Below are 25,198 nucleotides of genomic sequence, written 5' to 3'. Positions count from 1 at the left end.
TATGAAGAAATTGAAAGTCATCATAAGCGGAGGAGGTACAGGCGGGCATATTTTCCCGGCGCTGTCGATCGCCAATGAGCTGAAAGCCCGGGTGCCCGGGGTGGATATCTTGTTTGTCGGCGCTTTGGGGCGGATGGAGATGGAACGGGTTCCCGCTGCCGGTTACCCCATTGTAGGTCTCCCGGTGATGGGATTACCCCGGAAAGCATCGCTGAAGATGTTCCGTTTTCTCTGGATGCTGTATAAAAGTATGCAGAAAGCCCGTCGGCTGATTCATGATTTTCAACCCGATGTGGCGGTTGGCGTTGGCGGTTATGCCAGCGGACCGGTATTGAAAGCCGCCGTTCGCAGGGGAGTGCCGGCGGTGTTGCAGGAGCAGAATTCCTACGCCGGAGTGACCAATAAATTGCTGGCTGCCAAAGTGCGTAAGATTTGTGTGGCTTACCCAAATATGGAACGCTATTTTCCGTCCGGAAAAATTGTACTGACTGGCAATCCCTTCAGGCAGAGCTTATTACAGTCGGTAGATAAACAAGATGCGTTAAACGAATTTGGGTTGGTTGCCGGAAAACCGGTGGTGCTGATTGTTGGAGGAAGTCTGGGGGCGCGTAGCCTGAACGAGGCCGTGCTGGCCAACCTGGATCTGATTGCGCAAAGCGGTGCTCAGGTCGTGTGGCAGACAGGCAAAATCTATTACAACGAAATTATGGAGCGGGTACAGGGCAGGCTGCCCGATAACCTGAAGCCGCTTGAATTTCTGTCGAACATGGATTTGGCTTATAAGGCGGCCGATTTGGTGATTTCGAGGGCCGGAGCAGGAACCATCTCCGAACTTTGCCTGTTGGGCAAGCCCTCGGTGCTGGTGCCTTCACCCAATGTGGCCGAAGATCATCAAACAAAAAATGCCCTGGCGCTGGCCGAAAACGATGCCGCCGTTTTGGTAAAAGATGCCGAAGCCGGCGATCGCTTATTCCGGGAGGCCTTTGCACTGGTGAACGACGATGAACGCCTGGCCCGCCTGGCCGCCAACTGCCTGAAAATGGCGAAGCCAACTGCCACCGCAGATATAGTAAGTGTAATTTTAAACGAAATAGAAAATAAATGACCGGCTTAAACGACATCAGACAGGTGTATTTCCTTGGGATTGGAGGAATCGGGATGAGCGCACTGGCACGCTACTTTAAGCATGCCGGTTTGCAGGTGTCGGGTTACGACCGTACCGAAACAACACTCACCAAAGAGTTGGTTGCCGAAGGAATTGCCGTTCATTATCACGACCGGCCGGAATGGCTGGCCGGTCAGCTCAAAAAGGAAGAAACGCTGGTGGTATTAACGCCGGCTGTACCGGCCGATCTGGGAGAACGGGTTTTTCTGGAGCAGCAAGGTTTCAGCATAAAGAAACGTTCCGAGGTTTTGGGGATGATTTGTAACCAGGCCAAAACATGCGCTGTTGCCGGAACACACGGGAAAACAACGGTTTCGACCATGCTGGCGCATATCTTAAAAACATCGCAGCTGGATTGTACCGCTTTTCTGGGAGGTATATCGAAAAATTACCAGACCAACCTGTTGCTTTCGGCCGACAGCGAATGGATGGTCGCCGAAGCCGATGAGTTCGACCGTTCCTTTTTACGGCTGTTTCCCAACCTGGCGGTGATTACGTCGATGGATGCCGACCACCTGGATATTTACGGCAATCACCAGGCGATCATCGAATCGTTCAACGCCTTTGCCGCCCAGGTGAAGGCCGGCGGGGCAGTTGTCGCTAAAAAAGGGCTTCCCATTAACCGGGAACTCAATACAAACATCCGTCATTTTTCATATTCATTAAACGAACAGGCCGATTTTTATGCCGAAAACCTGATCCTGACAGATGAGGCCTATCGGTTCGATCTGGTTCACCCGGAGGGGAGAATCAGCCAGATCCGCTTGAGTTATCCTGGTTTGATGAACGTGGAGAACGCCATTGCTGCTTCGTCGCTGGCTTTGCTGGCCGGAGTGGATGAAACCGAGTTGAAAACAGCCCTGGCATCATATCAGGGTGTGAAGCGACGTTTTGACCTGCGCTACCGCAGCGATCATTTCGTTTTAATTGATGATTATGCACATCATCCCGAAGAGCTGAAGGCAACCATTCGTTCGGTGAAAGAGATGTTTGCCGGCCGTTGGATCACCGGAATCTTTCAGCCGCACCTGTACAGCCGGACGCAGGATTTTGCCGATGGTTTTGCCCGCGAACTCAGCCATTTGGATGAGGTTATTTTGCTGGATATTTACCCGGCCCGCGAAAAACCGATCCCGGGAGTCAGTTCGGCGCTGATTTTTGATCAACTGACCAGCCCGTGTAAACAACTGATTAAAAAGACAGAACTGACGATGGCGGTCGAAAATCTGAAACCCGGCGTGGTATTGATGATGGGAGCAGGAGATATTGACACCCTGGTAGAGCCGGTCAGTCAACTTTTGAAGGAAAAAGACCATGTTTAGGAAATTGTTGCAAATAGGATTATTTGGTTTGCTGATGGCCCTGATCATCAGCTCACTGGCATTTTCTTCCGGGAAGTTGTCCCGCCTGAATTGCGATGAGCTGACCGTAGTCATCCCTGACTGGTCGCCCCGTTTTATCGACGAGGACGAAATTGCAGGCATTGTCAGGAAAGCTGATCCGAAACTGATCGGCAAACAATTGTCAGCCATCAATACCGAAGAACTTGAACGGCAGCTGGAAAAAACAGCAGCCATCAAAAATGCAGAAATATACAGGCATGTGAGCGGCGACCGGATGAACTTTAAAGGGAAGCTGGTGGTTGAGGTTATTCAGCGAGAACCTTTATTCCGGGTTATTGCCGGTCAGGAAAACTTTTATATGGATGCTGACGGGGTGAAAATTCCTGCCAATCCGAGATTCACCTCGCATGTGTTGTTGGTTACCGGGAAAGCCGGCGAGAAATTTGCGCGGGAACGCTTGCTTCCTTTCGTGAGTTATATTGAAAATGATGAGTTCTGGAAAGCTCAGATTAAACAGGTTGATGTGGAGGCTGACGGAGAGCTGACCCTGGTGCCGTTGATCGGTGATCAGTTGGTCGAATTTGGGGAACCGGATGATTTCAAGGTCAAGTTTAGGAATCTGAGAGCCTTGTACGATCAAACTTTCCCGGAAACCGGCTGGGGAAAATATAAGAAGATAAGTGTAAAATATAAAAATCAGGTTGTTTGTACCAAAAAGTAAAACTTATGGGCAAAAGCAATAATATAATCGCGGCTGTCGATGTGGGCACAACCAAAGTGGTTGTAGTGGCCGGACGAAGAAATGACGACGGTAAAATTGAAGTGCTGGGAGTGGGCAAAACCCGCTCCATGGGGGTGAAACGTGGTGTTGTTTTGAATATTGAGGAAGCCTTTAAGGCCATACACGAGGCGATCAGGCAGGCAGAAGACGTTATGAATGCCGATATCAACGAAGTGTATGTCAATATCGTAGGGCAACAACTGAAAACATTCACGCTGAAAACCGAAAAATACGTCGGTGAAAACCATATTGTTTCGGAAGAAGATGTGGAATCTTTGTTTCAATACGCCCAAAAAACGGCCTTACCCGAAGGATATAAAATTTATCATGCAATTCCTCAGCTGTTCAGGATTGATCAGGAAGCAGGCATCCCCAATCCGGTAGGCATTGCCGGCGAAAAACTGGAAGTCGATTTCAAGTTGCTGGTGGCTCCCGAGGTTTATGAACACAACCTGAAAATGTGTTTTGACCGGGCCGGGATTAAAGTCCGGGAAAGCATGATTGATCCGCTGGCCTCATCCGAAGTACTCTTGTCGGAAGATGAAAAAGAGGCCGGAGTGATTCTGCTGGATATTGGCGGCGGAACGACCAAAGTGGCCATTTATCATGATGGGGTGTTGTGTCATTCATCGCTCATTCCTTTTGGCGGCAATGTATTAACCAACGATATCAAAGAGGGATGTTCCATCCTGGCCCGGCAGGCCGAATCATTGAAAGTTCAGTTTGGCCAGGCGATGGGCGATTTTGCCCCTGAAGATAAGGTGGTAACCATTCCGGGTATTTCGGGCTGGGAACCCAAAGAAATCTCATTCAAAAACCTGGCATTTATTATCCAGGCACGTATGGACGAGATTATTGATGCATTCTTTTTCCAGATCGAAAAATCGGGCTATCTCGAAAAAGTGGGAGCAGGTATTGTGCTGACCGGAGGTACAGCTTTGTTGCCGAACCTGAGCCAGCTCATCAAATACCGGACGGGGATGGATGTCAGGAAGGGCATTCCGCGCCTGAAGCTCGACCATCCGTGGAAAGAATTGGAAGATCCGCGAAATGCAACCGTATTGGGCCTCTTACTGGCCGGTTTGAATGATTTGGAGAACGAGTCATCCAAAAACCGGATGCGTATCAAGAAAAATAAACCCAAAAACACTCAGCCTGGATTTTTTAGCAATATGAGACAGCAAGTGGCTCGCCAGGTTACCCTGTTTTTCGAAGATGAACAGGATGCAGAGATGTATTAACCAGTAAAATCCTCGCCTATGATTGAGGAAATTATCAATTTTGGATTGCAGCAATCGCAATCATCCATCATCAAAGTACTTGGTGTGGGCGGCGCCGGCTGCAATGCCGTCAACCACATGTTTAGTGAAGGAATCCGTGGAGTTGATTTCCTGATTTGCAACACCGATGCCCAGGCGATGCAGAACAGCCTTGTGCCGATTAAGATTCAGCTTGGGGTGACCCTGACTGAAGGACGCGGTGCCGGTAACCAGCCCGAGCATGGAGAACAGGCCGCCATTGAAAACCTGGAAGATGTACGTAAGGTGCTGGAAGGAACCACCAAAATGTTGTTTATTACGGCCGGGATGGGAGGAGGTACCGGAACCGGCGCAACGCCGGTCATTGCTCGCCTGGCGCGCGATATGGGTATTCTCACCATTGCTGTGGTAACCGTTCCGGCCCCGGCAGAGGGCAGGCGTCGTTTTCAGCAGGCCCTGGAAGGATTGGAACGATTAAAAGAGCATGTAGACAGCATGTTGGTGATCAGCAACGAAAAACTGCATACCATTTACGGCGACCTTCCCGCTTCGAAAGCCTTTAAAAAGGCGGATGATATCATTGGAACAGCCGTGAAAGGGGTGGCCGAGATCATCACCGTTCACGGAAATATTAATATCGACTTTGCCGATGTGTACACGGTGATGGCCGACAGTAAAGTGTTTATCATGGGAACCGGAATTGCCGAAGGTGAAGACCGGGCCATGCAGGCCGTTTTCGAGGCGCTGGAATCGCCTTTGCTCGACAGCAACGATATTTACGGAACCAAAGATATTCTGCTCAATATCATTTCGGGCGACGACGAGATTACGATGGGAGAGATTGGCGACATCATTGAATACCTGCAAGACAAAGCCGGGCAGGATGCCAACATTATTTGGGGTAACGGAATCGACCGGAAACTGGGCAACAAGATCAGCGTAACCATCGCGGCTACACGTTTCGAGAAAAACCCGAGCAGCCTGCTGCAGCCGCCCGTATCGAAAGAAGAGTTTGTCCTGGATATGACCCGGGAAGCCGATATCAGTATTGAAGACGACGACAACGGATTTTCAGGTCATCTTTTTGACGATATCGGTGTAAAACAAAGCCTGAAAACAGATAAAAAGAAAACAACCAAAGGTTCGCCGCGGAAAAACAAACAACCGGGAGAACTGGTCTCTGAAGAAAAACAGGAAATCGGAAGTACGGATGGCTGGTTTCTGCGCCAGTTTAACCGTTTTTTTGATGATCAGGATGAAGCAATTAGTGATAAAGATTAAGAGAGAAGCCTATGTCAAGCGATATCATGAATTTTGATTTGGAAAAATCTTCAGGAACGATCATCAAAGTGATCGGTGTTGGAGGAGGCGGTGGTAATGCGGTTAACCACATGTACCACCAGGGAATAAAAGATGTTGGGTTTATGGTGTGTAATACCGATGCCCAGGCGCTGCAAAACAGTCCGATCCCGTTTCGCGTTCAGTTGGGCGCCTCGCTCACCGAAGGACGCGGAGCAGGGAACAAACCCGAAATTGGACGGCAGGCAGCCATCGAAAATATTGACGATGTAAAAAAGGCAGTAGATCCGGCAACCAAGATGGTTTTTATTACTGCCGGAATGGGTGGCGGCACCGGTACCGGGGCCGCTCCGGTGATTGCCGAGGCCTGTAAGGAACTGAAAATCCTGACCGTTGGCATTGTCACCCTGCCGTTCCGAAACGAGGGACGCCGCCGCATCAAACAGGCGATCGACGGAATCGCCGAACTGGAGGGTCATGTCGATTCGCTCCTGGTGATCAATAACGAACGGATTCGTGAAATGTACGGCGACTTCAAAATATCAGAGGCTTTTGCCAAGGCCGATAATGTGTTGGCAACGGCGGCCAAAGGGATTGCCGAGATCATCACCGTGCCGGGTTATATCAATGTCGATTTTGCCGATGTGGAAACCGTGATGCGCAAAAGCGGGGTGGCCCTGATGGGATCGGCCCGGGCGCAAGGTGAAAACCGGGCCTTGCAGGCAGTGGAAGAAGCCCTAAATTCGCCTTTGCTGAATAACAACGATATCCGCGGGGCACAAAATATTTTGCTCAATATCACCTCAGGAAAGGAAGAGGTAACGATGGACGAGATCGGGCAGATTACCGATTACATCCAAACGAAGGCCGGACACGATGCCGACCTGATCTGGGGAAATGGAGTCGATGACAGTTTAGGCGACGAAATTTCGGTAACCGTTATTGCTACCGGATTTAGCGTGAGCAGTATCCCGGAAATGATGGCTGCCCGGAAAACCGAAAAAACGTATCATACCCTGGTAGACGAAACGCAGCCAAAACCGGCGACAAAACCGACCATCAAGCCAAAACCGTCTTTTCCCGGCGATGTTCATGCGACCCGGATCGATCAGCGTACCTTTGAGTTTGAGGTGGGAACATCGTCGCATGATGAATTTGATGAGCTATACGGGAAGCCGAAAAAGGAATTTGATTATGACCTCAATGTGAAAATGGATTTTTCGAGTTCGGGTGACGAGGTGGTGGACGAACTGGAAAACATTCCGGCATACCGGCGTAAAAAGGTAAACATTGCCGACGTGCGCAAAAAGTTTGAACAAAAATTGTCGCGCTTTACCTTGTCGCAGGACGACGATGAGAAAACCATCCTGCGTGACAACAATTCGTATCTGCACGATAATGTGGATTAACGAAGCGGAACATTGCAACAAATAAAAAACAGGTATAAACAAGATAACGATGAGCTTATTTGATCAGATCAGTGAAGATTTAAAAGCGGCCATGAAAGCCCGCGAAAAGGAAAAACTGGGAGCATTGCGCAATATTAAAAAGGTTTTGCTTGAGGCCAAATCAGCGAAAGGCGCTGCCGCCGAACTGGACGATCAGGAGGTAATTAAGGCGATTCAGAAACTGGCAAAACAGGGACAGGATTCGGCCAACCTCTACAAAGAACAGGGACGCGACGATTTATATGCAGAAGAAATGCTCCAGGTGGAGGTGTTCGGGAATTATCTTCCCAAAAAACTTTCGGACGAAGAATTAACGGCTGCCGTGAAAAACATTATTCAAAAAACAGGCGCCGCAGGCATGAAAGACATGGGAAAAGTAATGGGACTGGCGTCGAAAGAGTTGGCCGGAAAAGCCGATGGTAAAGCGATTGCCGACCAGGTAAAAGCCCTGCTTGCCTGATAAGGTCTTGCCCCGATTCCATTCGTCAGCCTGTTGCCCCCGCCTGATGGGGATCCGGTTTGCCTTGTTTTTTCGTTTTAACTGTCTGGCGGCAGCCGGGCCTAAGTTTAATATTTTGGAAATAACAGTAAAAAACAATAAAAAACAGTAAAATCCATCGAATAATTCCATAACTTTATGTTTTAACTAAACTAGTTTGTTATGGAAAAGAAAAACACATTATTCGAGGTGTTCAACGTATTTCGGAATACTGAGTCCTATTTTGAAGAAAGAAACAAGGAGCAATCCCGAAAATTAATCTTTTTCCAGGTTCTTGTTATTTGCGTTTTTGCCTTTTTGTACGGAGTGGTCATGGGAAGTTATCACAGCTTTCTTCAATCTCTGGTTGCCGGCTTGAAGGTGGTATTTTTATTTTTGTGTTCTCCGGTATTTTCGGGATGAGAATGATGATAGAAGCGCTGAAGTTTGCCTGTGAAAAAAAGGAGATCTACCCGCGTATTGGTGTAACTGTTTTCAGGATCTGGATTATTATTCTGGCATTTGTTGGTATTCAGTTATCCTGGAATTTAAGGCCTTTTTTGTGCAATAAGGATGAAGAATTTAAAGTATTCAGGAAATACGAGGGAAACTTTTACACGGCCGTCATCTATTCCGTTCAGCAGCTGGCATCGGCGAAAGATACGGCGCAGCATAAATTTCTCCAGGAATCGTATTTTTACCGGGATAGCGACAATGCCGAAATAATTGACACCAGTTATATAAATCTTTTGACGAAGTAAGGATGGATGATATCATGACCATAGAGGAAGTCGCAAAGTACTTAAAGCTAAAGCCACAGACGATTTATACCTGGGCACAGCATGGCAAAATTCCGGCTGCAAAATTGGGGAAGGAATGGCGGTTTAAAAAGTCAATCATCGATAAGTGGTTTAATCAGCACATCGACCAAAAATTTTCGGAATATATCGACTGAGTTCAATTTCGGTTGGTTCCGCCTGACCATTGATATAAATTCATTCCTAAGTAACGAATGATTGTTTCGCAGGACTTGAATCATATCAAAGGAATTGCGTACATTTATAGGGCATGAAAAAGCCCTTTTACATAAAGGAAACAGCCATGTATGTCCGGTTGAAGTTTGAGAAGGAAAGCAGCGGACACGATTGGTGGCATATTTACCGGGTTTGGAAACTGGCGGTCAAGATCGGACTGGAAGAACATGCGGATCTGTTCCCGGTTGAAATGGCTGCCTTGCTTCACGATCTGGATGACTGGAAAATTACCGGCCAAACGCAGGAGAAAGCACAGGCAGTGAGTTGGATGGAGAAACTGGGAGTACCTCAGCGGAAGGTGGAACAGATTTGGCAAATTATTAACGAAGTTTCATTTAAAGGAGCGGGAGTCGACACGAGTCCGACAACGCTGGAGGCTAAAGTTGTTCAGGACGCAGATCGTCTGGACGCCATTGGTGCGATCGGCATTGCCCGCACGTTTGCTTTCGGCGGATGGAAAAACCGCTTAATTTACGATCCCGACACAAAACCGGAATTGCATAACAGTTTTGAAGCGTACAAAAAAACAACAGCCCCGGCCATCAACCATTTTTACGAAAAACTCTTACTTTTAAAAGACCGGATGAATACGGAAACAGCCCGAAAAATAGCGCAAAAGCGACATGAGTTTATGGAAGTTTACTTAAGTCAGTTTTTTAACGAATGGAACTTGAACTAATAATAAATAATTAAAATATTCACTCTATGAAAATAGCACATATCGCCATTTGGACCAATGACCTGGAAGGGATGCGTAACTTTTACATGCATTACTTTGATGCCGGCTCGAATGAAGGGTATTATAATCACACCAAAGATTTCAAATCCTATTTCATCACCTTTAACGGGGAATGCTATTTGGAGTTAATGCAAATGCCGGGGGTGCCGCAATCGAAGAACGATCCAAAAAAACAATTTACGGGTTTAATTCACTTTGCTATTAATGTGGGCTCGAAACAGCGGGTAGACGAATTGACAGAAACACTGAGAAGCGACGGGTTTAGGGTGATTAGTGAGCCCCGCACAACCGGAGACGGATTTTATGAGTCGGTTATTCTCGATCCGGAAGGGAACCGGGTTGAACTGATGTTCTAATTTAAAATGCGGTTAACGCAGACTGGATGAAAACAAAGTTTATGGTATAAAATGGGGAACATTTTTCCCGGACGCGGCTTCAGGTTAAGCGGGCCCGTGGAAAAATGTTCGTTATCTGCGATTTGTTTAGTTGGTTTTCACTTCCGGCCTTTCGGCAGTGATGTTGATTACTCCCTGAGAGGAATTGGCTTGCCCGGTAATCCGGTTTCCGGCAATTTTTCCGCTTACTTTCACCGGTTCATATTCCACCTCTACTTTAAATGAGAAACTGTCGTCCCCGATTTTTGCATCCTGTGCTTTGATTATCGCACCGTTTCTGAATTTTACCGTGATACGGATTTCACCGTCCACCTCTTCAAAAACAATTTTTCCGGTATTATACTCATAAGGAGCATCGGGAGCTTTATATTCCCAGGTTCCTTTTAAATTTTCTTTTCCCGGGCTCGCAGGACGACTGTTTGCCCAAACCATCACTCCGGTGAGGAGTAAAATGAACGTGACTAGTTTTTTCATTGTCTGTTTTGTTTTTAATGGATGATTAATTTTATTTTCTGATTTCTGAACATTCCGGTTGCTCCCGGAAAACATGTTACAAATTTATGTTGCCGGAAAAGAGAAAAAAAATTTATGGGACGAAAACGCCCGTTATGGGGTGGATGACGGTATCGTAACAATCGGAGAACAGCTTGTTCTGAAAAAACGGGTTTTTACAGTTCCCGTTTTTTGTATGGTTTAAACTCGGGATAAAATTTCCGGGAAACGGGGATCAATTTTTCGACACCAGAAAGCTTAACAGAGCAACTTGCGTTTCCGTGGTTTACAAATTCAATCTTTTGCAGATTGACCATAAAGGAACGGTGACATCGTTTAAACGGAAAACCGCTGAAAAGCGTCTCCATGTTTTTCATAGAGCTGCGTAATAGCTGTTTGGTCAATTTGTTCCCGCTTTGGTAAAACACGATGACATAATTGTCGGCCGACTCAAGATAATAAATCTGGTCGCTGGCTACCGAAAAGCGAAGCACTCCTTTTTCATCGGGAAAATCCAACAGTTTAGGTTCAAAGATCGGGTTTCCTGCTTTGTTTTTCAATTCATTCAACCGTTTTCTGCTGATCATCTGGGAAATAAATAAAAGAGACAAGGAATAAGGAATCAGAATTCCGGGCAAGGTGTATTTTATGCTGTCCGGAACATCTTTTACAAATTGGGCGACACTCAGCCGGTGCGATTGATAAAAAAGAAAAGCCACGGCCATAAGCGTCATTTCGCCGGCAAACCAAAGCCCATAGGTGAGAATCCGGTATTTTTCGATTACCCAGATCTTACGGACAACAATTTGCGAGAAAAATAAAATCAAACCGGCAATTATTCCGAAACCGGACAGGCGCATAAATTGGGCGAAGCCGGAATCATTGCTCCACCGGTTTATGTTGAAAGGTACAAATACATTGATGAATATGATCCCGAATGTGGTGCAAAAAGCAATCAGGATCCATCGGTGACGGGTATCATCGAGCAGGGTAAACGGCTGATTTAAAAATTGCCAGACATTCATTTTTCCTGACAGTTCTGCATTTGGCCGTCTAAAATACAAAATCCGGCGAAAACCGGAAACAACCTTGTTCTGGATGATGCGAGATGAACCGATAAGTCGCCTGATTACGTGCGAATCTTTCCCTTCTTTCTTATTTCTTTTCCCAGGGTCTTTCTTCGGCGGCAAAGCTGAGCTGCTCGTACCAGTTTTCGCCGTATTTGCGGATCAGCGGTTCTTTCAGGAACTTGTACAGCGGAAGCTTTTGCCCTTTGCCGCAGTTCCGGCCCGGCTTGCAAATATCAAGCTCCTGGTAGTTTATGGCGTCAAACCGTTTGTATTCGGTAATCCGGATCGGAAACAGATGGCAGGAAACCGGTTTGCGAAAATCGGTTTTTCCCTCCAAAAAAGCTTTTTCGATGGCGCATTTGGTAATGCCGTGTTCATCTTTGAAGGTGAATGCGCATTCGCGGTTATTTACCAGCGGAGTCACCAGGTCACCGTCGCTGTCGATCATCGAAGTTCCCTGCAGTTCAACCACTGTTTTTCCTTCCGGCGTCATATAGGGTTCAATTACCGGATAGTTTTGTTCAATCGTCAGCGCTTCTTCCTGCGTTAAGGGAGCGCCCGATTCACCTTCCACGCAGCAGGCTCCCTTGCATTTCATCAGGTCACATAAGAAATGCTCTTCAAGCACATCAAAACTTACAATGGTTTTTCCTATCTCCAACATAGCCGACGGTATAAAAAGAGGCTGTATCAAAATTCTTGAATAGAGTCATCCTGTCCGGCAGTTGCCGGATCAGGATCTCAACCCATTGAATGACAGACCCCGAAATAAATTCGGGGTGACCAGATTCCCAAAGATTAAGGATTTTTGATACGGCCTCTATCCTGTTGTTATCTTATTTATCGTTCAATCAATACATTTCCGGTCATTTCGGCCGGAATTTCCAGTCCCATTTCAGAGAGCAGGGTCGGGGCAACATCAGCCAGAATACCGTTCTTGATTTCCAGGTTTTTATTGTCGCTCACATAAATACACGGAACCGGATTCAGCGAGTGGGCTGTATTCGGCGAACCATCCGGGTTAACGGCATAATCGGCGTTTCCATGGTCAGCAATAATCAACACGTTATATTGATTGGCACGTGCGGCTTCCACCACTTCTTTCACACATCGGTCAACCGCTTCGATGGCTTTGTAAATGGCCTCGTAAACGCCGGTATGACCAACCATATCGCCGTTGGCAAAGTTCAGGCAGATGAAATCGGCTTCAGCTTTCTGTAATTCAGGAATAATGGCGTCTTTAATCTTCGGGGCCGACATCTCGGGCTGAAAATCATAGGTCGGCACTTTCGGCGAAGGGATCAAAATGCGTTTTTCACCTTCAAATTCCGTTTCCTGCCCTCCGCTAAAGAAGAAGGTAACATGCGCGTATTTTTCGGTTTCGGCAATGCGGATCTGCTTTAACCCGGCTTTCGACACCACTTCACCCATTGTGTTGGTCGGGTTCTCTTTGTCGAAAATCACGTTTGCGTTTTTGAAATCTGCCTTGTAATTCGTCATGGTATACCATTGCAGATTCATGGTTTTCATGCCAAACTGGGGCAGGTCTTCCTGTGTAAAGGCAATGGTTGTTTGACGCAAACGGTCGGTGCGGAAGTTGAAACAAATCACCACGTCGCCTTCTTCAATCAGGGCAACCGGGCTTCCGTCTTCTTTTACCATTACAATCGGTTTGATAAATTCATCGGTCACCCCGGCATTGTACGAAGCCTGCACCGATGCCAGCAGGTCGGTCGATTTTTCGCCTTCGCCTTTGGTGTAAAGATCATATGCCAGCTTTAGCCGGTCGTAGTTTTTATCGCGGTCCATGCCGTAGTAACGGCCAATAACCGAAGCGAACTTGCCGTTTGTTGATTTCAGCGCTTCCAGGTCAGTTTCCAGGAAACCGTAACCCGAGCGGGGGTCGGTATCGCGTCCGTCAGTCAACCCATGTACAAAAACATCGCCTAGTCCCAGATCGGTTGCCATTTGACACAGGGCCACCATGTGCCTACTCAGCGCGTGAACCCCGCCGGGGCCAATCAAGCCGATCAGATGAACTTTTTTCTTATTTTCTTTGGCGTACTGATATGCTTTTAAAAGCTGCGGATTTTGCCATAAAGTTTTTTCGCGAATGGCCTTGGTGATTTTCACCATATCCTGGTACAATACCCGGCCGGCGCCAATGTTGAGGTGGCCAACTTCCGAGTTCCCCATTTGTCCGTCGGGCAAACCAACGTTCTCGCCCGAAGTAAGTAATTGTGAGTTGGGATATTCTTTCATCAACGAATCCATATACGGAGTCGGCGCCGAGGCAATGACATCGCGTTCGGAACCATCGCCGATTCCCCATCCGTCGAGGATCATTAAAAGGGTTTTTTGTACAGCCATAATTTATATTCGTTTTTTATGATTTGCTAAATTCCGCACAAAATTATTCTTTTTTTAGAAGGATTAAAAATAAGCTTATGCTATGCGCCGAGATTTAATGATTCGTTGATCTGTTTATCCGGAGTCATCAACAGGCTGCCTGCCCGTTTCTATAAATTCTTTTCCGGGTATAAATCCTGCCACTGCTGCGGTTGATTTTTGAGTTTCAAGTCGAACCACGACATGATGGTGTCGTGCCATTTGAGGCGTTTCCGGTAATCGAGTATCCAGTGGTCCTCTCCGTCAACCAGCACCATTTCTACCTCTCTGCCCAACAGCTTTAACGCGGCATAATACTGTAAACTTTCGCCAACCGGAACATTGGTGTCGGAGGTGCCGTGAAGCAGCAGGATCGAATTCTGAAATTTGTCGGCATTGTACAGCGGGCTGTTATCCACGTAGATATCCTTCCTGTTCCAGGGGTAACTATGCTTTGTAGCGCCGGCGCTGTATGAATAGCCCCAGTATCCTTCGCCCCAGTAACTGCTGATGGCACTGATGCCCGCGTGCGAGATAGCCGTTTTGAAAATACCGGTTCGCGTTTGCAGCAGCATGGTCGTAAATCCGCCGTACGAAGCGCCGATACAGCCCACATGCTCCGCGTCAACCGAAGGATGCGTCCGGATGAACTTTTCGGTTCCTTCAATAATGTCGTCGATGGCGTCGAGCCCCCAGCCGTTCACGTGCAAGGCTGAAAAGTTCTGTCCGAAACCGGTTGCGCCACCCGGCTGCAATACGTAGACCAGGTACCCGTTTGCTGCCCAGACTTCCTTGGGGTAACGGCCTCCAAACGACCGGTCGGTGGGCGTGGTTCCGCCATAGAAGTTAACAATTAACGGGTACTTTTTACCGGAATCGTAATGAGGCGGATAATAAATTCGCCCGTAAATGGTCGTCCCGTTTCTGTTGGTAAAATTCCAGTCTTCGCTTTCGCCAAACCGGACCTGTTCGAACCTGTCTTTTTCAGGAAACGAAATCAGGCTGCTTACGGCTTTGTCCAAATGGATTACAAACAGCTTTTTTGGTTTAGAGATGCCCGAGCCGGAATAAACAGCTACTGGTTTTTCGTAAGCAAAATCAATATCAGACAAAACATCAACCTGTAGACCGATTTGACTGAACGACTTGTCGTTCAAATTATAACGATAGAGGTTTTTGTAATCTTTGTCGGTGGCCGAAAGATAAATCCGGTTGTCTTTGCCCCAGTAAACGGCGTCAACCGACGGATCAAAGTTCCATGTAATGGCTTCGGCCTGCCGGCTCTGCAAATCGAAAAAATAAAGTTGCTGATCGTAGCTGTTCGGAATCAGCCCCTCGCCGACATTTACGCCAAGCCCGTCAAAACATTCCGGCGCTCCCCGCACCAATAATTTTGTTCCGTCGGGCGAATACTGGCAGGCGCCGGCATACAACTGATCTTTCCAAACCGTATCCAGGGCATAGGTTCTGATGTTCATTTCATAGAGGTTCTGTTTTCGGAAAGGAACGTCGGAATGATCGACCCGCGAACTTGAGAATAAGATTCCGGAACCATCGGGCTTGATGTCGTGCAACGTTGCCGACAGATTTCCGGATGTTAACTGGCGGATATTTCCGGATTTGACATCGATCAAGTGCAGGAACGACCGGTCGCGGAAGCCCGGCATTCGGTCGTCGTTTGCAAAAATTCGCTTCAGATCACCTGGTTTCTCTGCTTTTTTAGTTGTTGTGACGATGATATAATCCTCGCCGGGTGCCCAGCGGAAACCCGACAGATCTTTCATGCCTTTGGCGATCGGTTTTTCGGATCCTGTTTGCGGGTCGTACACAAACAGTTCCGACTCTTCATCCTGAGTGGTGACATAACTTAGCCTGTCGGTTCGCGGAAGCCAACCTGTGTGCCGGAGATCTTTATTTCGCCAGACGGTGATGTTCCGTTTTTTTTCCAGATCATAGATTTCGCTGTACGACCTGCTTTTTCCACTACCCGGCATCACCTCCGAATAACTGATCAGAATGTATTTGCCCGAAGGAGAAATTTTTGCAGAGCTTAGCTGATTTCCTTCCAGTACATCGTGGATGGTGCAATAGCGGGAAGCATTTAAATTCCAAATCGCCCTACAGTCGGCAAATTCCGCATTGCACATAAACAGGGCATGTAACTTCAGCGGTTTGTCGGGGCAGAGCCATTTAATCACAACACGGTGATTTCCCTGACTCAGTTTCAGATCAATCTTGTTGGTATTTAGTTCGGCATTTTTCTGGCTTTTCAGAAGTTCATCATCGAGGTAAATTTCATAAACGGCGTTCATGGTCAGGTTTAGCGAAGCTTTTGTCCAGCGCTCCACCGACAGGTAGCCCGACAAAAGAACCAGCGATCCGGGTTCAGGCTGGAACGAAAGCACACTGTCGGTTCCAATTTCAACCCGGCTTCGACTATACGCCGGCTCATCAAAATTCACCTTTGCGCTGCTTAGCAGATCGGATGGTTCAAAGGTGTTTCCATCCGTGTTTTTCGTGTCAGAAAAGGCAGGCATGTTTAATTGTTGCAGATTGATCAGTTCCCAGACGTTCATGTCAACGGAAAGTTGTGCCCTCAATCCATTTGAAATCAGTAAAATAATTAAGAAGAGACCTGTTTTTTTCATTCTAATTCATTTACGTGTGTTGTGTGTTCATGTATTTAACAGAAAGCGTCCAAAATAAATAAAATTGATTTGTCATCGCATGACTTTTGTCGGCAGGTTCATTGAAAAAGCATTTTGTCGACATAAATATCCTGAAACCCGGGGTGGCCTTCCAGGTTGATATGTTTGGTTTTCTGCAGAATCTCATCAATGAGTTGCGGTTCTGAAAACAGAAACATTTTTGCCCCGATCAGAGCCGTATTTCCCATTTTATGGATTTTTTGCTCTGCGGCTTCGATCATTCCGGTGGCGACAACGTTTTCGGTATTCACGTAGTTTCCGAACCCACCGGCAAGGTATATGGTCTGAATGTCGGAAAGCTGAATCGAGAGCTGGTGAGCCAGAATGGTCAGTCCGGCAGCCAGGGCGGCTTTGGCCAGTTGAAATTCGTTGATATCCTTTTGTGAGAGCTTTACTTTTCCCGCGATTGGGATATGGCTTTCTCCCGAACTGATTTCGCCGAACAGGCCGATCAGTTCGAGTTTCCGGAGAATGGCTACTGCATCAATCAGGGCGCTGCCGCAAATCCCCTTCGGACTGGTATTGCCAATCACGCTGGCTTCCATCTTCCCGTCGACCAGCTTCAGTGACGAAATGGCCCCGGTTACAGCACGCATCCCCATCGAGATGTTGGCGCCCTCGAATGCCGGTCCGGCTGCCGTCGATGCGCAAACGATCCGGTTTTTGTTCCCGAGTACGATCTCGCCGTTGGTGCCCAGGTCAATCAGAGCCGTATAATGTTCATTTTGATGCAGCCCGGTGGCGGCAATCCCGGCTAAAATGTCGCTGCCAACAAAACTTCCGATGGACGGATAGAACTGAACCTTTTCTGCTGATTCAAAATTCCAGCCCAATTCATGTGGATCGAATGTTTTTGCGCCTAAATGTTCGGTGTGAAACGGATATGTTGCCAATGGGCTTACGTCGAAATGGCTGAAAATAAGCTGCATGACGGCATTTCCAACCAGGATTACTTTTTGCAGGCCTACTTCGTGTTTTTTCAACATCATCTCAACAAGGGTACCAACAGATGACCGAATGATGCGGCTCATCTCGCCGGCATGTCCATCCAGGCAGGCCTGGATCCTTGAAATCAGGTCGGCCCCGAATTTAACCTGCGGGTTCAACATGGTTTCAACCGCCAATACTTTTGCTGAAGATAAATCGATCAACTGCGCCACTACCGTTGTGGTACCCAGATCAACGGCCACTCCGAAGCCTTCGCGGGGCTGAAATTCAAATTCGCTCTCATCGGCAAGAATCAGGTGATTGAATTGCTCAACTTCGAGGGTGATATCGCCGGTACACCGGCTGAAACAGGCCAGCCTCCAATCAGCCGGCAGACCCAGCTCTGCCAGTTTTTGCTGATGAACCGGCGTCGTGTCGATTTTCCCGCCCCGCAGCCTGACCTTGCATTTTCCGCAGGTCCCTTTCCCTCCGCAGGGAAATTCAATCCCGAATTCGTGAAGCACATCAATCAACGGAGTTTGATCGTTTACCTGCAACTTTTTGCTAAGCGGATGAAGGAGAATGGTATGTTTATTCATGCGTTTATCGTGCTGTTTTATCAAATAAAACGGGATCATTATTTTTTCAACTTCTGCTCTGAGATGGTAGACCAGTTTCTTTTCGGATTTGTCCGTGACCGGTGATCGTCTGTTGCTCACTCCCCGTAAGCTTCAAAAGTACAACCAGTCATCGTAAAATACATCTGTTTTTCATTCATTTTTCCGATTAAGCCGTTCTATCCCCCGAGTCATAAGCAGATGTGCCATGAACGAAAGGCGATAGGTTATTCCGACTGGTGGAAAATTCATGTTTTCTGTATGATCGGGATTCTGCCTTTTTTCAGTGTTAATTTTCATGTAAAAAAACATAAAAATGGGTCCGGTATGTTGTACAGCATGGAAAATAGATACCTTTGCGGCCGGAAAACAAGGGCATTCATGGCATACTTAAATAACATAATGATTATCCGGCACGAGCTGATGGCCAGGCTGGTTAAGATGTTTAGAAACAGTGAATTGGTAACTAAAATCAACAGCCTGCCGGTTGAGTTATATCCGAAAGACCGAAATCCGCGCGGGCGTTGCTGTATTTATAAGGAGCGGGCCATCACGCGTTATAAAATGTTACCCCTGCTGGGCTTCGAGGTTCCCCAGGATGACATTGATCTGTATCCGCTCGAACAGTATGCCGGCGAAGCGCTTGTTCGCGAAAAGCAGTCGGAGAGCATTCTCACAGTGGTTGATGAGGCCTGCACCAGCTGTGTTCAGGCAAACTACGTGGTTACCAACCTTTGTCGCGGTTGTGTGGCCAGTCCGTGCGTGATGAATTGTCCGAAAAATGCTATCCGGTTTACTGCTACCGGTCAAACCGAGATTAAAGCCGATCAGTGTGTGAATTGTGGCTTGTGCCAGAAAGCCTGTCCGTACCATGCCATTATTTACATGCCGATTCCCTGCGAGGAAGCTTGCCCGGTAGGGGCCATAAAGAAGAATGAACGGGGAATCGAAGAAATTGATCCGGACAAATGTATATACTGCGGGAAATGTATTACAGCCTGCCCATTTGGGGCGATTTTCGAACTGTCGTCCATCATCGATGTTTTGCGAACGATTGAAAACAAACAAGAAGTCATTGCGCTGGTGGCTCCCTCTATTCTGGCACAGTATGCCGATGTCCCGGGAAAAGTATTTTCAGCCATAAAGAAAATTGGGTTCACGCAGGTAGTGGAAGTGGCTCGCGGCGCTGAAAAAACGGCCCGTCACGAAGCCGAAGAACTAAAAGAAAAGCTGGAGCAAGGCAAAAAATTTATGACCACTTCCTGTTGTCCTTCTTATGTGGAGACGGTGCGGAAACATACGCCCGGTTTGTTGCCCCATGTTTCGCATACACCCTCGCCCATGGCCTATACGGCCGAAGAGATGCGCGAAACGTATCCCGACGCCAAACTTGTTTTTATTGGCCCCTGCGTGGCTAAACGAAAAGAAGCCCGCGATTTGGGGACCATCGACTTTGTCCTGAGTTTCGAAGAATTGGATGCCATTTTAATCGGGATGGACATTCAGCCGGAAAAAATGGACAGCCTGCCGATGGAAAATTACAGCAAAGAATCAAGGGGATTTGCCCAAAGCGGAGGCGTACTGGGAGCTGTTCTGGCAGAGAAAAAGGTGGAGAGCTTTAGTTTTGAACAGATTGACGGAATTGACCGGGCCGCCATCCGCACCTTGAAAATGATGGAAAAGGGAAAAGCAACGGCACAGTTTTATGAAGTAATGGCGTGTGAAGGCGGCTGTATTGCCGGACCGGGATCTTACATCAAATCGGCAAAAGCCAAAAAGAATTTCATCAATTCGATGAAGGAGCTGGAAGTTTGATTGATGCCAAACAGCTAATTACTGACGGGTTTAAACATTTTTTCGGATAAGCATCAAGCCGTCGCGCAATGGAAGAATGAGTTGGCTGACCCGCGGGTCGTGTTTCATTTTTTCGTTGAACCGGATAATCCCGGCCGTTTGTTCGTCCCTCGGATCAAGCGTTTCGGTAACTTTTCCGCTCCAAAGGATATTATCGGCAATCAGAAAACCGCCGGTGTTTATTTTGTCAAAAACCAGGTCGAAATAACGGCAGTACTCCCGTTTATCGCCATCCAGAAACACCAGGTCGAAGCGTTCGTCCAGTTCAGGAATGATGGAACAGGCATTGCCAATATGTTGGATGATGACATCGGAAAGGCCTGCTTTTGCTACGTATTTTTTGGCAATGGATTCCAGTTCGTCATTTAACTCGATGGTGTGCAGTTTTCCGCCTTCTTTTAAACCTTTAGCCAGGCAAATCGCCGAGTAACCGGTAAACGTGCCGATTTCGAGTATCCGCTCGGGTTTGGTCATCTTTGACAGCAGTTCCAGTAGTTTGCCCTGCAGATGTCCTGAAAGCATGCGCGGGCGAAGAATATTCAGATGCGTCTCGCGATCCAATTCTTTCAGCACCGGATCTTCTTCTTCCGAGTGTGCAAGCAGATATTGTTCGAGATCGTTTTCCAATTCCATCATTCGTAAATCAGTGTGCTTAATGCTTTTTCATCAAGAATTTCATTCGCAATTTCGCGGAGTTGCTCGTCGGTAATCTGTTCAATTTTTTGGTAAATCATGGGCAAGCTGTCCACTTTATTGTACAATAAAAAGCTTTTTCCTAAGGTGAGCATCAGGTCATCCCGGTTCTCACTGGATATAGCGATTTGGCCGATCAGTTGTTTTTTTGCTTTGCTGAGCTGCTGGCTACCCAGCTTTTTTTCGCGGAGCAGGCGAAATTCTTTATTGGTTAGTTTGATGGCCTTCTCCAGGTTTTCGCGGTCGGTGCCAAAATAAATATTAAACTGGCCGGTGTCGGTAAAGGCGCTATAATTCGATTCCACATTGTATGCCATGCCGTTTCGTTCGCGCAGGCTGAGGTTTAGGCGCGAGTTCATAGATTGTCCGCCCAAAATATTATTCAGCAGCACCATGCCCATGCGTTTTTCGTCGCGGGCATCGTAGGCAATATTTCCAATCACACAGTGTGTCTGGAAGGTGTCTTTTTTTACCCGTTTAAAGCCGGGGATGTAATTGTCAAACAATTGCCGTTGTTGGCTTCTTGTATTGGGGGGTATATCGCCGAAATACTTTTCGGTGAGATAAAGGAAGCGTTCAAACGGTATTTGGCCTACCGAGCTGAGTACCATCTCATCGGTATGATAGTTATTGCCGATGAATTGCAGGATGCTGTTCTTGTTGAAAGATTTGACCAGTTTTGGGGTTCCCAGGATATTGCGTGCAATGGGATGGCCATCAAAAAGCAACTCGTCGAAATCGTCAAAAATCAGTTCCGAAGGACTGTCTTTGTACGAATTAATTTCTTCGATCACCACTTCTTTTTCGCGTTCGAGTTCCCGCTCCGGAAACGTGCTGTTGACCATGATATCGCTGATCAGTTCCATGCTCCGGTCGTAATGCTCATTTAAAAAAGTTGCATAAACAGCCGTTTCTTCCTTGGTGGTGTAGGCATTTATTTCACCGCCCACATCTTCGATCCGGCTGAGAATATGAAATGCTTTTCGCTTTTTCGTTCCTTTAAAAATGACGTGTTCAATGAAGTGGGCAATTCCCTGTTCATGGGGCAACTCATCGCGCGATCCGGTATTCAGGATGATTCCAAAATGCGCCGCAGGTGATTCGACCTGTTGATGAATGATGCGTATGCCGTTTTTTAATGTGCTTGTAGCTATCTTCACAATAAGAATTATTGGAGTGCAAAAGTAGAAAACAGTAAGCAAATACCAACCGATAAACAAATGAAAAAGAAAAGGTTTAGCGGAATGGTAATTTTTTTTTCAGCCGGATGTGAAATTTGTTTTGTAGTTTAATATTTTGAGCTATATTTGCCACCGCAAAACCAAAGCGGCTTGGTGCCATAGCTCAGTTGGTAGAGCAATGGACTGAAAATCCATGTGTCCTTGGTTCGATTCCGAGTGGCACCACAAGCAAAAAAGCTCCTGAAATTTCAGGAGCTTTTTTTTTGACACATGATTTCCGCACGACGGAACGAATTGGGGATGCTAACCTTCAAAAAATCCATGTTAACGCTATGCTTAAACGAGGAATAGCGCCGATGATGCCCGTTTACAGCTTATTTTTTTAAAAATTGATTCGAAATTAGTTGACAAGTAAAACTTATTACGTCAAGTTTTGTAAATTGTGGAGCAAAACGGGAAAATTGCCAATGGATGTAACCATACCCAATTGGAGATACAAAACAATCTTTAAATAGTGAAAAATATAGAAAGAAATAGCATGAACAAATGTCAGGAATCTGATTCGGCAGAAAAAAAGCAATCCATTCAAAGAATCATAGACTTAAAATTTCTGGAGCAAAGAAAAATATTTTTATGGGGACCGGTTGATGATGATTCTGCCAAGGACATTGTAAGTAAACTACTTTATTTGGAATCAATAAAACCTGGCGAAAAGATACATTTTTTCATCAACAGCCCCGGAGGTGTTGTTACTTCCGGCTTTTCAATATTAGATACCATGAATCTGATTTCGTCACCGGTTTCGACGATTTGTATGGGCTTGGCAGCCTCAATGGGTTCAATATTATTATCAGCAGGACAAAAAGGAGAGCGGTATATTTATCCATTGGGAGAGGTAATGATTCATCAACCCGGCATCGGATTATTACAGGGTAGTGCAATCGATTTGGAGATACAAGCACGGCAGATTATGAAAACAAAGGAAATTGCAGCCGATATTCTGGCGAAAAATTGTAATCAGACGATCAAACAGATATATAAGGATTTCGACAGAGATTACTGGATGGATGCAAAGGAATCAATTGAATACGGAATTGTCGATAAACTGTATGAAATAAAATAATACAGCTCATGAACACAAGAATGAGTATAGCGTATGGTAACACGTGGGTGAAAGTCGCGTTGCGACCGTGAATGCTCTGGTGGAGACGATAACGAACAAAAAAGGTGAAAATGACAGCCAAATCGGTTTCGACCGGGTTAAACATCGGGACCAGACAATTCATGTCTATATTTTTGATGACCAAATGACCATGATAAACAAAAAAAAGTGGCGCAACGAAATTTTCAGACTGACTTCTTAATCATCAATGAAGCAAAGAGCGAAAAAGAACTCATTGAAGAACTGAAGGCGATCATCGATCAAACAGAAGCCCGGATGGTTGATCAATAGGGCGATGAGCGGGATGCAAGTCCCGGCGATCGTTCCGGTTCACCTTCCGGGGTGTTATCTAAAATGATGAAAAAGAGATTAATCATTCTTTCAGACATGTGGGGTAGAGAAAGATCAGCATGGATCAACAATTACACCCGGATTCTAAAGGATTATTTCGATATTAACGATTACGACTGTTGTGAGTTGGGTGATATTGATAAATCAGATTATCGTGAGGAAAGTCTTCATAAACAGTTTATTCATGGCGGGATTGACCGGGCTGTTGAAAAACTGGTTGAAAATGAAAAAGACAAAATAAGTATTCTAAAGTTTCCCACATATATTAAGCCCTATAATTGGGCATGTTAAATTTCATAATTATCTGTTCAGTTGGCAACTAATTATCATGTTATCAAGCTACTACCTGGCAGATGGCAGTTTTGTTGTTATTTTGGTCATTATCATCAAATTCATCCAGTGCCTTGAGCATTGCCAGTAGTTGCCTACTTGTTTGGTCGCTTTGCATTAGTTTTTCTATTAATGCTTCACTGTCAATGTTTAGTATCGCGGCCATCTGGGTCAACATTTTAAAGAATACCTTGACCAGGCGTTCCCACAAAGTTAGTTCGAGCAGTTGCTGTTGTGTTTCCCTGAACAGCTCGCCCATGGTTTCATAAGAACTGAACCGCTTTTGCAGCGACAATATCGTATGGGTTGCCAAGATGATAGTTGCATCTGCAATTTGTCCATCGAAATCAGTGTTCTGGCTTGCGCCCAAACGCAGGTACTGCTTGCATTCCTTGAACAAGACTTCAATGGTCCAACGGATTTGGTACAGTTCAACCGCCTGTACGAAAGACAGGGTCAAATCGGTTGTCAATAGCAATGTCCAGTTCTTTGCATTATTGTAACGTATGAAGAAGAGCCGGACTTTCTCACCTTTGTAATCGACCACGGTGGAGATGTAGGTTGACTTGTATTTTCTGGAATACTTGCTGTTCTTCCTCTGGTTTTTAGTGATCAACTGATGGGCGTTCAATTCCTTGTTGCCAACCATGTATTTTCGCCTGTCAAGCTTGCACATCCCCAGTAAATGCATGGCCCCTTTTTTGATGGCACGGACACTTTTGATCATGTAATCGTTCACAAACCAACTGTCCATCAAAACATAACTGGCTATAATCCCATTTTTTACAGCCCGCCGGAGCATTGAAACAGCAACTTCGCCTTTCTTCATGTCCAATTCTTCGACCCTTTTTTGCCCGGGAGATTTGCCGTCACGCTTTTTTCTGAACTGCGATTGCAACTCTTTCTTTGACAAACCGTAAGTCCCCTTTTGCCCTTTCTCCCGGTGGAGCGAGAAGTCGGTTGCAACCAGTGTCTTTCCGTCCCAAAAACTAAGCAGGAGCATTTTAAAACCCAACGGGTAAAGTTTGGTCACATGGTTGAAAACCCTGCCGATAAACTCGACTGTTTTGCCCGTTTTTTCAATGTCCGTATCATCCAAAACAAAACAAGTTGTCCCTGAAACAGGACCGCCCTTGGCCTTTGCCTGCCAGGCAAATTGTTTGGCAAAGCCCATCAGTAATTTTCGCCAGTCCATCCACTGGTTGTTCATCAAACGATAAAAGGTATTGTCGTCAATGCTTTCAAGAAAATTTTTGCACCGGTTTTGCATCCTGCAAATACTTTCGCTGCGTAACCTGAAAACCAGAAGTGAAAGTAAAAGTACAGAAACGTCGTACCCTTTGCTCTTGAAAGAATTGAAGGAGCCTAAAAACCGGCCAACCCTGAAGGCCGAAAAGAAATGGAGGATCCCCTCATTGGTTTTTTCATCATTGCAAAGAACGCTCTCTAATTCGCTTAAATATGCTATTTTTGATCCCATAAGT

At 46.4% G+C, this 25,198-nt stretch carries 25 protein-coding genes and 1 tRNA gene; 17 read left to right on the top strand and 9 right to left on the bottom strand.

Annotated features, from left to right (window positions below):
• Nucleotide 1 precedes the first annotated feature (1 nt).
• The 12 genes from murG to AC6H3C_RS20195 all read left to right on the top strand — a co-directional run bounded on the left by murG (nt 2) and on the right by AC6H3C_RS20195 (nt 9,902).
• Entirely contained in the window at nt 2–1,105 is a 1,104-nt protein-coding gene (gene murG, locus AC6H3C_RS20250) for an undecaprenyldiphospho-muramoylpentapeptide beta-N-acetylglucosaminyltransferase (protein WP_497517350.1), read from the top strand.
• On the top strand, nt 1,102–2,487 hold the full coding sequence (gene murC / locus AC6H3C_RS20245; RefSeq protein ID WP_497517349.1) for a UDP-N-acetylmuramate--L-alanine ligase: 1,386 nt from the start codon (nt 1,102–1,104) through the stop codon (nt 2,485–2,487). Before murG ends, murC begins: the two co-directional genes overlap by 4 nt.
• Nucleotides 2,480–3,229 carry a cell division protein FtsQ/DivIB gene (locus AC6H3C_RS20240; protein WP_497517348.1) on the top strand — a complete coding sequence of 250 codons (750 nt, stop codon included), beginning with the start codon at nt 2,480–2,482 and terminating at the stop codon, nt 3,227–3,229. The genes murC and AC6H3C_RS20240 overlap by 8 nt, the downstream gene beginning before the upstream one ends.
• Nucleotides 3,230–3,234: 5 nt before the next feature.
• Nucleotides 3,235–4,530 carry a cell division protein FtsA gene (gene ftsA, locus AC6H3C_RS20235; protein ID WP_497517347.1) on the top strand — a complete coding sequence of 432 codons (1,296 nt, stop codon included), beginning with the start codon at nt 3,235–3,237 and terminating at the stop codon, nt 4,528–4,530.
• Between the two features lie 18 nt (nt 4,531–4,548).
• Nucleotides 4,549–5,829 carry a cell division protein FtsZ gene (ftsZ, locus tag AC6H3C_RS20230; RefSeq protein ID WP_497517346.1) on the top strand — a complete coding sequence of 427 codons (1,281 nt, stop codon included), beginning with the start codon at nt 4,549–4,551 and terminating at the stop codon, nt 5,827–5,829.
• Nucleotides 5,830–5,840: 11 nt separating this feature from the next.
• Nucleotides 5,841–7,256: a cell division protein FtsZ gene (ftsZ, locus tag AC6H3C_RS20225; protein WP_497517345.1), complete on the top strand. Its 1,416-nt coding sequence runs from the start codon at nt 5,841–5,843 to the stop codon at nt 7,254–7,256.
• 49 nt (nt 7,257–7,305) lie between these two features.
• Nucleotides 7,306–7,755 (top strand): GatB/YqeY domain-containing protein, encoded by a 450-nt coding sequence (locus tag AC6H3C_RS20220; RefSeq protein ID WP_497517344.1) that lies wholly within the window; start codon nt 7,306–7,308, stop codon nt 7,753–7,755.
• 201 nt (nt 7,756–7,956) lie between these two features.
• Nucleotides 7,957–8,196 carry a hypothetical protein gene (locus AC6H3C_RS20215; protein WP_497517342.1) on the top strand — a complete coding sequence of 80 codons (240 nt, stop codon included), beginning with the start codon at nt 7,957–7,959 and terminating at the stop codon, nt 8,194–8,196.
• The gene (locus AC6H3C_RS20210; RefSeq protein ID WP_497517340.1) at nt 8,193–8,534 is read left to right on the top strand and encodes a hypothetical protein; all 342 of its coding nucleotides are present in this window, start codon (nt 8,193–8,195) and stop codon (nt 8,532–8,534) included. The genes AC6H3C_RS20215 and AC6H3C_RS20210 overlap by 4 nt, the downstream gene beginning before the upstream one ends.
• Before the next feature lie 2 nt (nt 8,535–8,536).
• On the top strand, nt 8,537–8,728 hold the full coding sequence (locus AC6H3C_RS20205) for a helix-turn-helix domain-containing protein (RefSeq protein WP_497517338.1): 192 nt from the start codon (nt 8,537–8,539) through the stop codon (nt 8,726–8,728).
• A 113-nt stretch (nt 8,729–8,841) separates the two neighbouring features.
• Entirely contained in the window at nt 8,842–9,486 is a 645-nt protein-coding gene (locus AC6H3C_RS20200; protein ID WP_497517337.1) for an HD domain-containing protein, read from the top strand.
• Between the two features lie 26 nt (nt 9,487–9,512).
• Nucleotides 9,513–9,902, top strand: coding sequence for a VOC family protein (locus AC6H3C_RS20195; protein ID WP_497517336.1), 390 nt, complete (start codon nt 9,513–9,515; stop codon nt 9,900–9,902).
• Between the two features lie 126 nt (nt 9,903–10,028).
• Here the strand turns inward: AC6H3C_RS20195 and AC6H3C_RS20190 are convergent, their stop codons facing one another.
• The 6 genes from AC6H3C_RS20190 to AC6H3C_RS20165 all read right to left on the bottom strand — a co-directional run bounded on the left by AC6H3C_RS20190 (nt 10,029) and on the right by AC6H3C_RS20165 (nt 18,125).
• Complete coding sequence (locus AC6H3C_RS20190; protein WP_497517335.1) at nt 10,029–10,415, bottom strand: hypothetical protein; 387 nt, start codon at nt 10,413–10,415, stop codon at nt 10,029–10,031.
• 194 nt (nt 10,416–10,609) lie between these two features.
• Complete coding sequence (locus AC6H3C_RS20185; RefSeq protein ID WP_497517334.1) at nt 10,610–11,458, bottom strand: LytR/AlgR family response regulator transcription factor; 849 nt, start codon at nt 11,456–11,458, stop codon at nt 10,610–10,612.
• A 130-nt stretch (nt 11,459–11,588) separates the two neighbouring features.
• Nucleotides 11,589–12,167 (bottom strand): DUF3109 family protein, encoded by a 579-nt coding sequence (locus AC6H3C_RS20180; protein ID WP_497517333.1) that lies wholly within the window; start codon nt 12,165–12,167, stop codon nt 11,589–11,591.
• Nucleotides 12,168–12,343: 176 nt separating this feature from the next.
• On the bottom strand, nt 12,344–13,873 hold the full coding sequence (gene gpmI, locus AC6H3C_RS20175; RefSeq protein ID WP_497517332.1) for a 2,3-bisphosphoglycerate-independent phosphoglycerate mutase: 1,530 nt from the start codon (nt 13,871–13,873) through the stop codon (nt 12,344–12,346).
• A gap of 149 nt (nt 13,874–14,022) precedes the next feature.
• Nucleotides 14,023–16,539, bottom strand: a complete 2,517-nt coding sequence (locus tag AC6H3C_RS20170; RefSeq protein ID WP_497517331.1) for a S9 family peptidase — start codon at nt 16,537–16,539, stop codon at nt 14,023–14,025.
• 98 nt (nt 16,540–16,637) lie between these two features.
• Nucleotides 16,638–18,125: an ASKHA domain-containing protein gene (locus tag AC6H3C_RS20165; protein ID WP_497517329.1), complete on the bottom strand. Its 1,488-nt coding sequence runs from the start codon at nt 18,123–18,125 to the stop codon at nt 16,638–16,640.
• Nucleotides 18,126–18,524: 399 nt separating this feature from the next.
• Here AC6H3C_RS20165 and AC6H3C_RS20160 point away from each other — a divergent pair, with 399 nt between their 5' ends.
• Nucleotides 18,525–19,958 carry a monomeric [FeFe] hydrogenase gene (locus tag AC6H3C_RS20160; protein WP_497517328.1) on the top strand — a complete coding sequence of 478 codons (1,434 nt, stop codon included), beginning with the start codon at nt 18,525–18,527 and terminating at the stop codon, nt 19,956–19,958.
• A 30-nt stretch (nt 19,959–19,988) separates the two neighbouring features.
• Here the strand turns inward: AC6H3C_RS20160 and AC6H3C_RS20155 are convergent, their stop codons facing one another.
• Complete coding sequence (locus AC6H3C_RS20155) at nt 19,989–20,633, bottom strand: O-methyltransferase (protein ID WP_497517327.1); 645 nt, start codon at nt 20,631–20,633, stop codon at nt 19,989–19,991.
• Nucleotides 20,630–21,850, bottom strand: a complete 1,221-nt coding sequence (locus AC6H3C_RS20150; protein ID WP_497517325.1) for a M16 family metallopeptidase — start codon at nt 21,848–21,850, stop codon at nt 20,630–20,632. The genes AC6H3C_RS20155 and AC6H3C_RS20150 overlap by 4 nt, the downstream gene beginning before the upstream one ends.
• Nucleotides 21,851–22,023: 173 nt before the next feature.
• Between AC6H3C_RS20150 and AC6H3C_RS20145 the strand changes: the two genes are divergently transcribed.
• The 4 genes from AC6H3C_RS20145 (at nt 22,024) to AC6H3C_RS20130 (ending at nt 23,675) form a co-directional block, all read left to right on the top strand.
• A tRNA-Phe gene (locus tag AC6H3C_RS20145) sits at nt 22,024–22,096 on the top strand.
• Nucleotides 22,097–22,385: 289 nt separating this feature from the next.
• Nucleotides 22,386–22,994, top strand: a complete 609-nt coding sequence (locus AC6H3C_RS20140; protein ID WP_497517323.1) for a ClpP family protease — start codon at nt 22,386–22,388, stop codon at nt 22,992–22,994.
• A gap of 207 nt (nt 22,995–23,201) precedes the next feature.
• On the top strand, nt 23,202–23,324 hold the full coding sequence (locus AC6H3C_RS20135) for a hypothetical protein (RefSeq protein ID WP_497517321.1): 123 nt from the start codon (nt 23,202–23,204) through the stop codon (nt 23,322–23,324).
• Nucleotides 23,325–23,390: 66 nt separating this feature from the next.
• On the top strand, nt 23,391–23,675 hold the full coding sequence (locus tag AC6H3C_RS20130; RefSeq protein WP_497517319.1) for a hypothetical protein: 285 nt from the start codon (nt 23,391–23,393) through the stop codon (nt 23,673–23,675).
• A gap of 43 nt (nt 23,676–23,718) precedes the next feature.
• Here AC6H3C_RS20130 and AC6H3C_RS20125 read toward each other — a convergent pair whose 3' ends face one another.
• On the bottom strand, nt 23,719–25,194 hold the full coding sequence (locus tag AC6H3C_RS20125; protein WP_497516226.1) for an IS4 family transposase: 1,476 nt from the start codon (nt 25,192–25,194) through the stop codon (nt 23,719–23,721).
• Nucleotides 25,195–25,198: the final 4 nt, after the last annotated feature.

The organism is Gaoshiqia sp. US2, from assembly GCF_059705485.1.
Note: the sequence above shows the minus strand (reverse complement) of the source record. Positions and strands in the feature narration are given on the sequence as shown.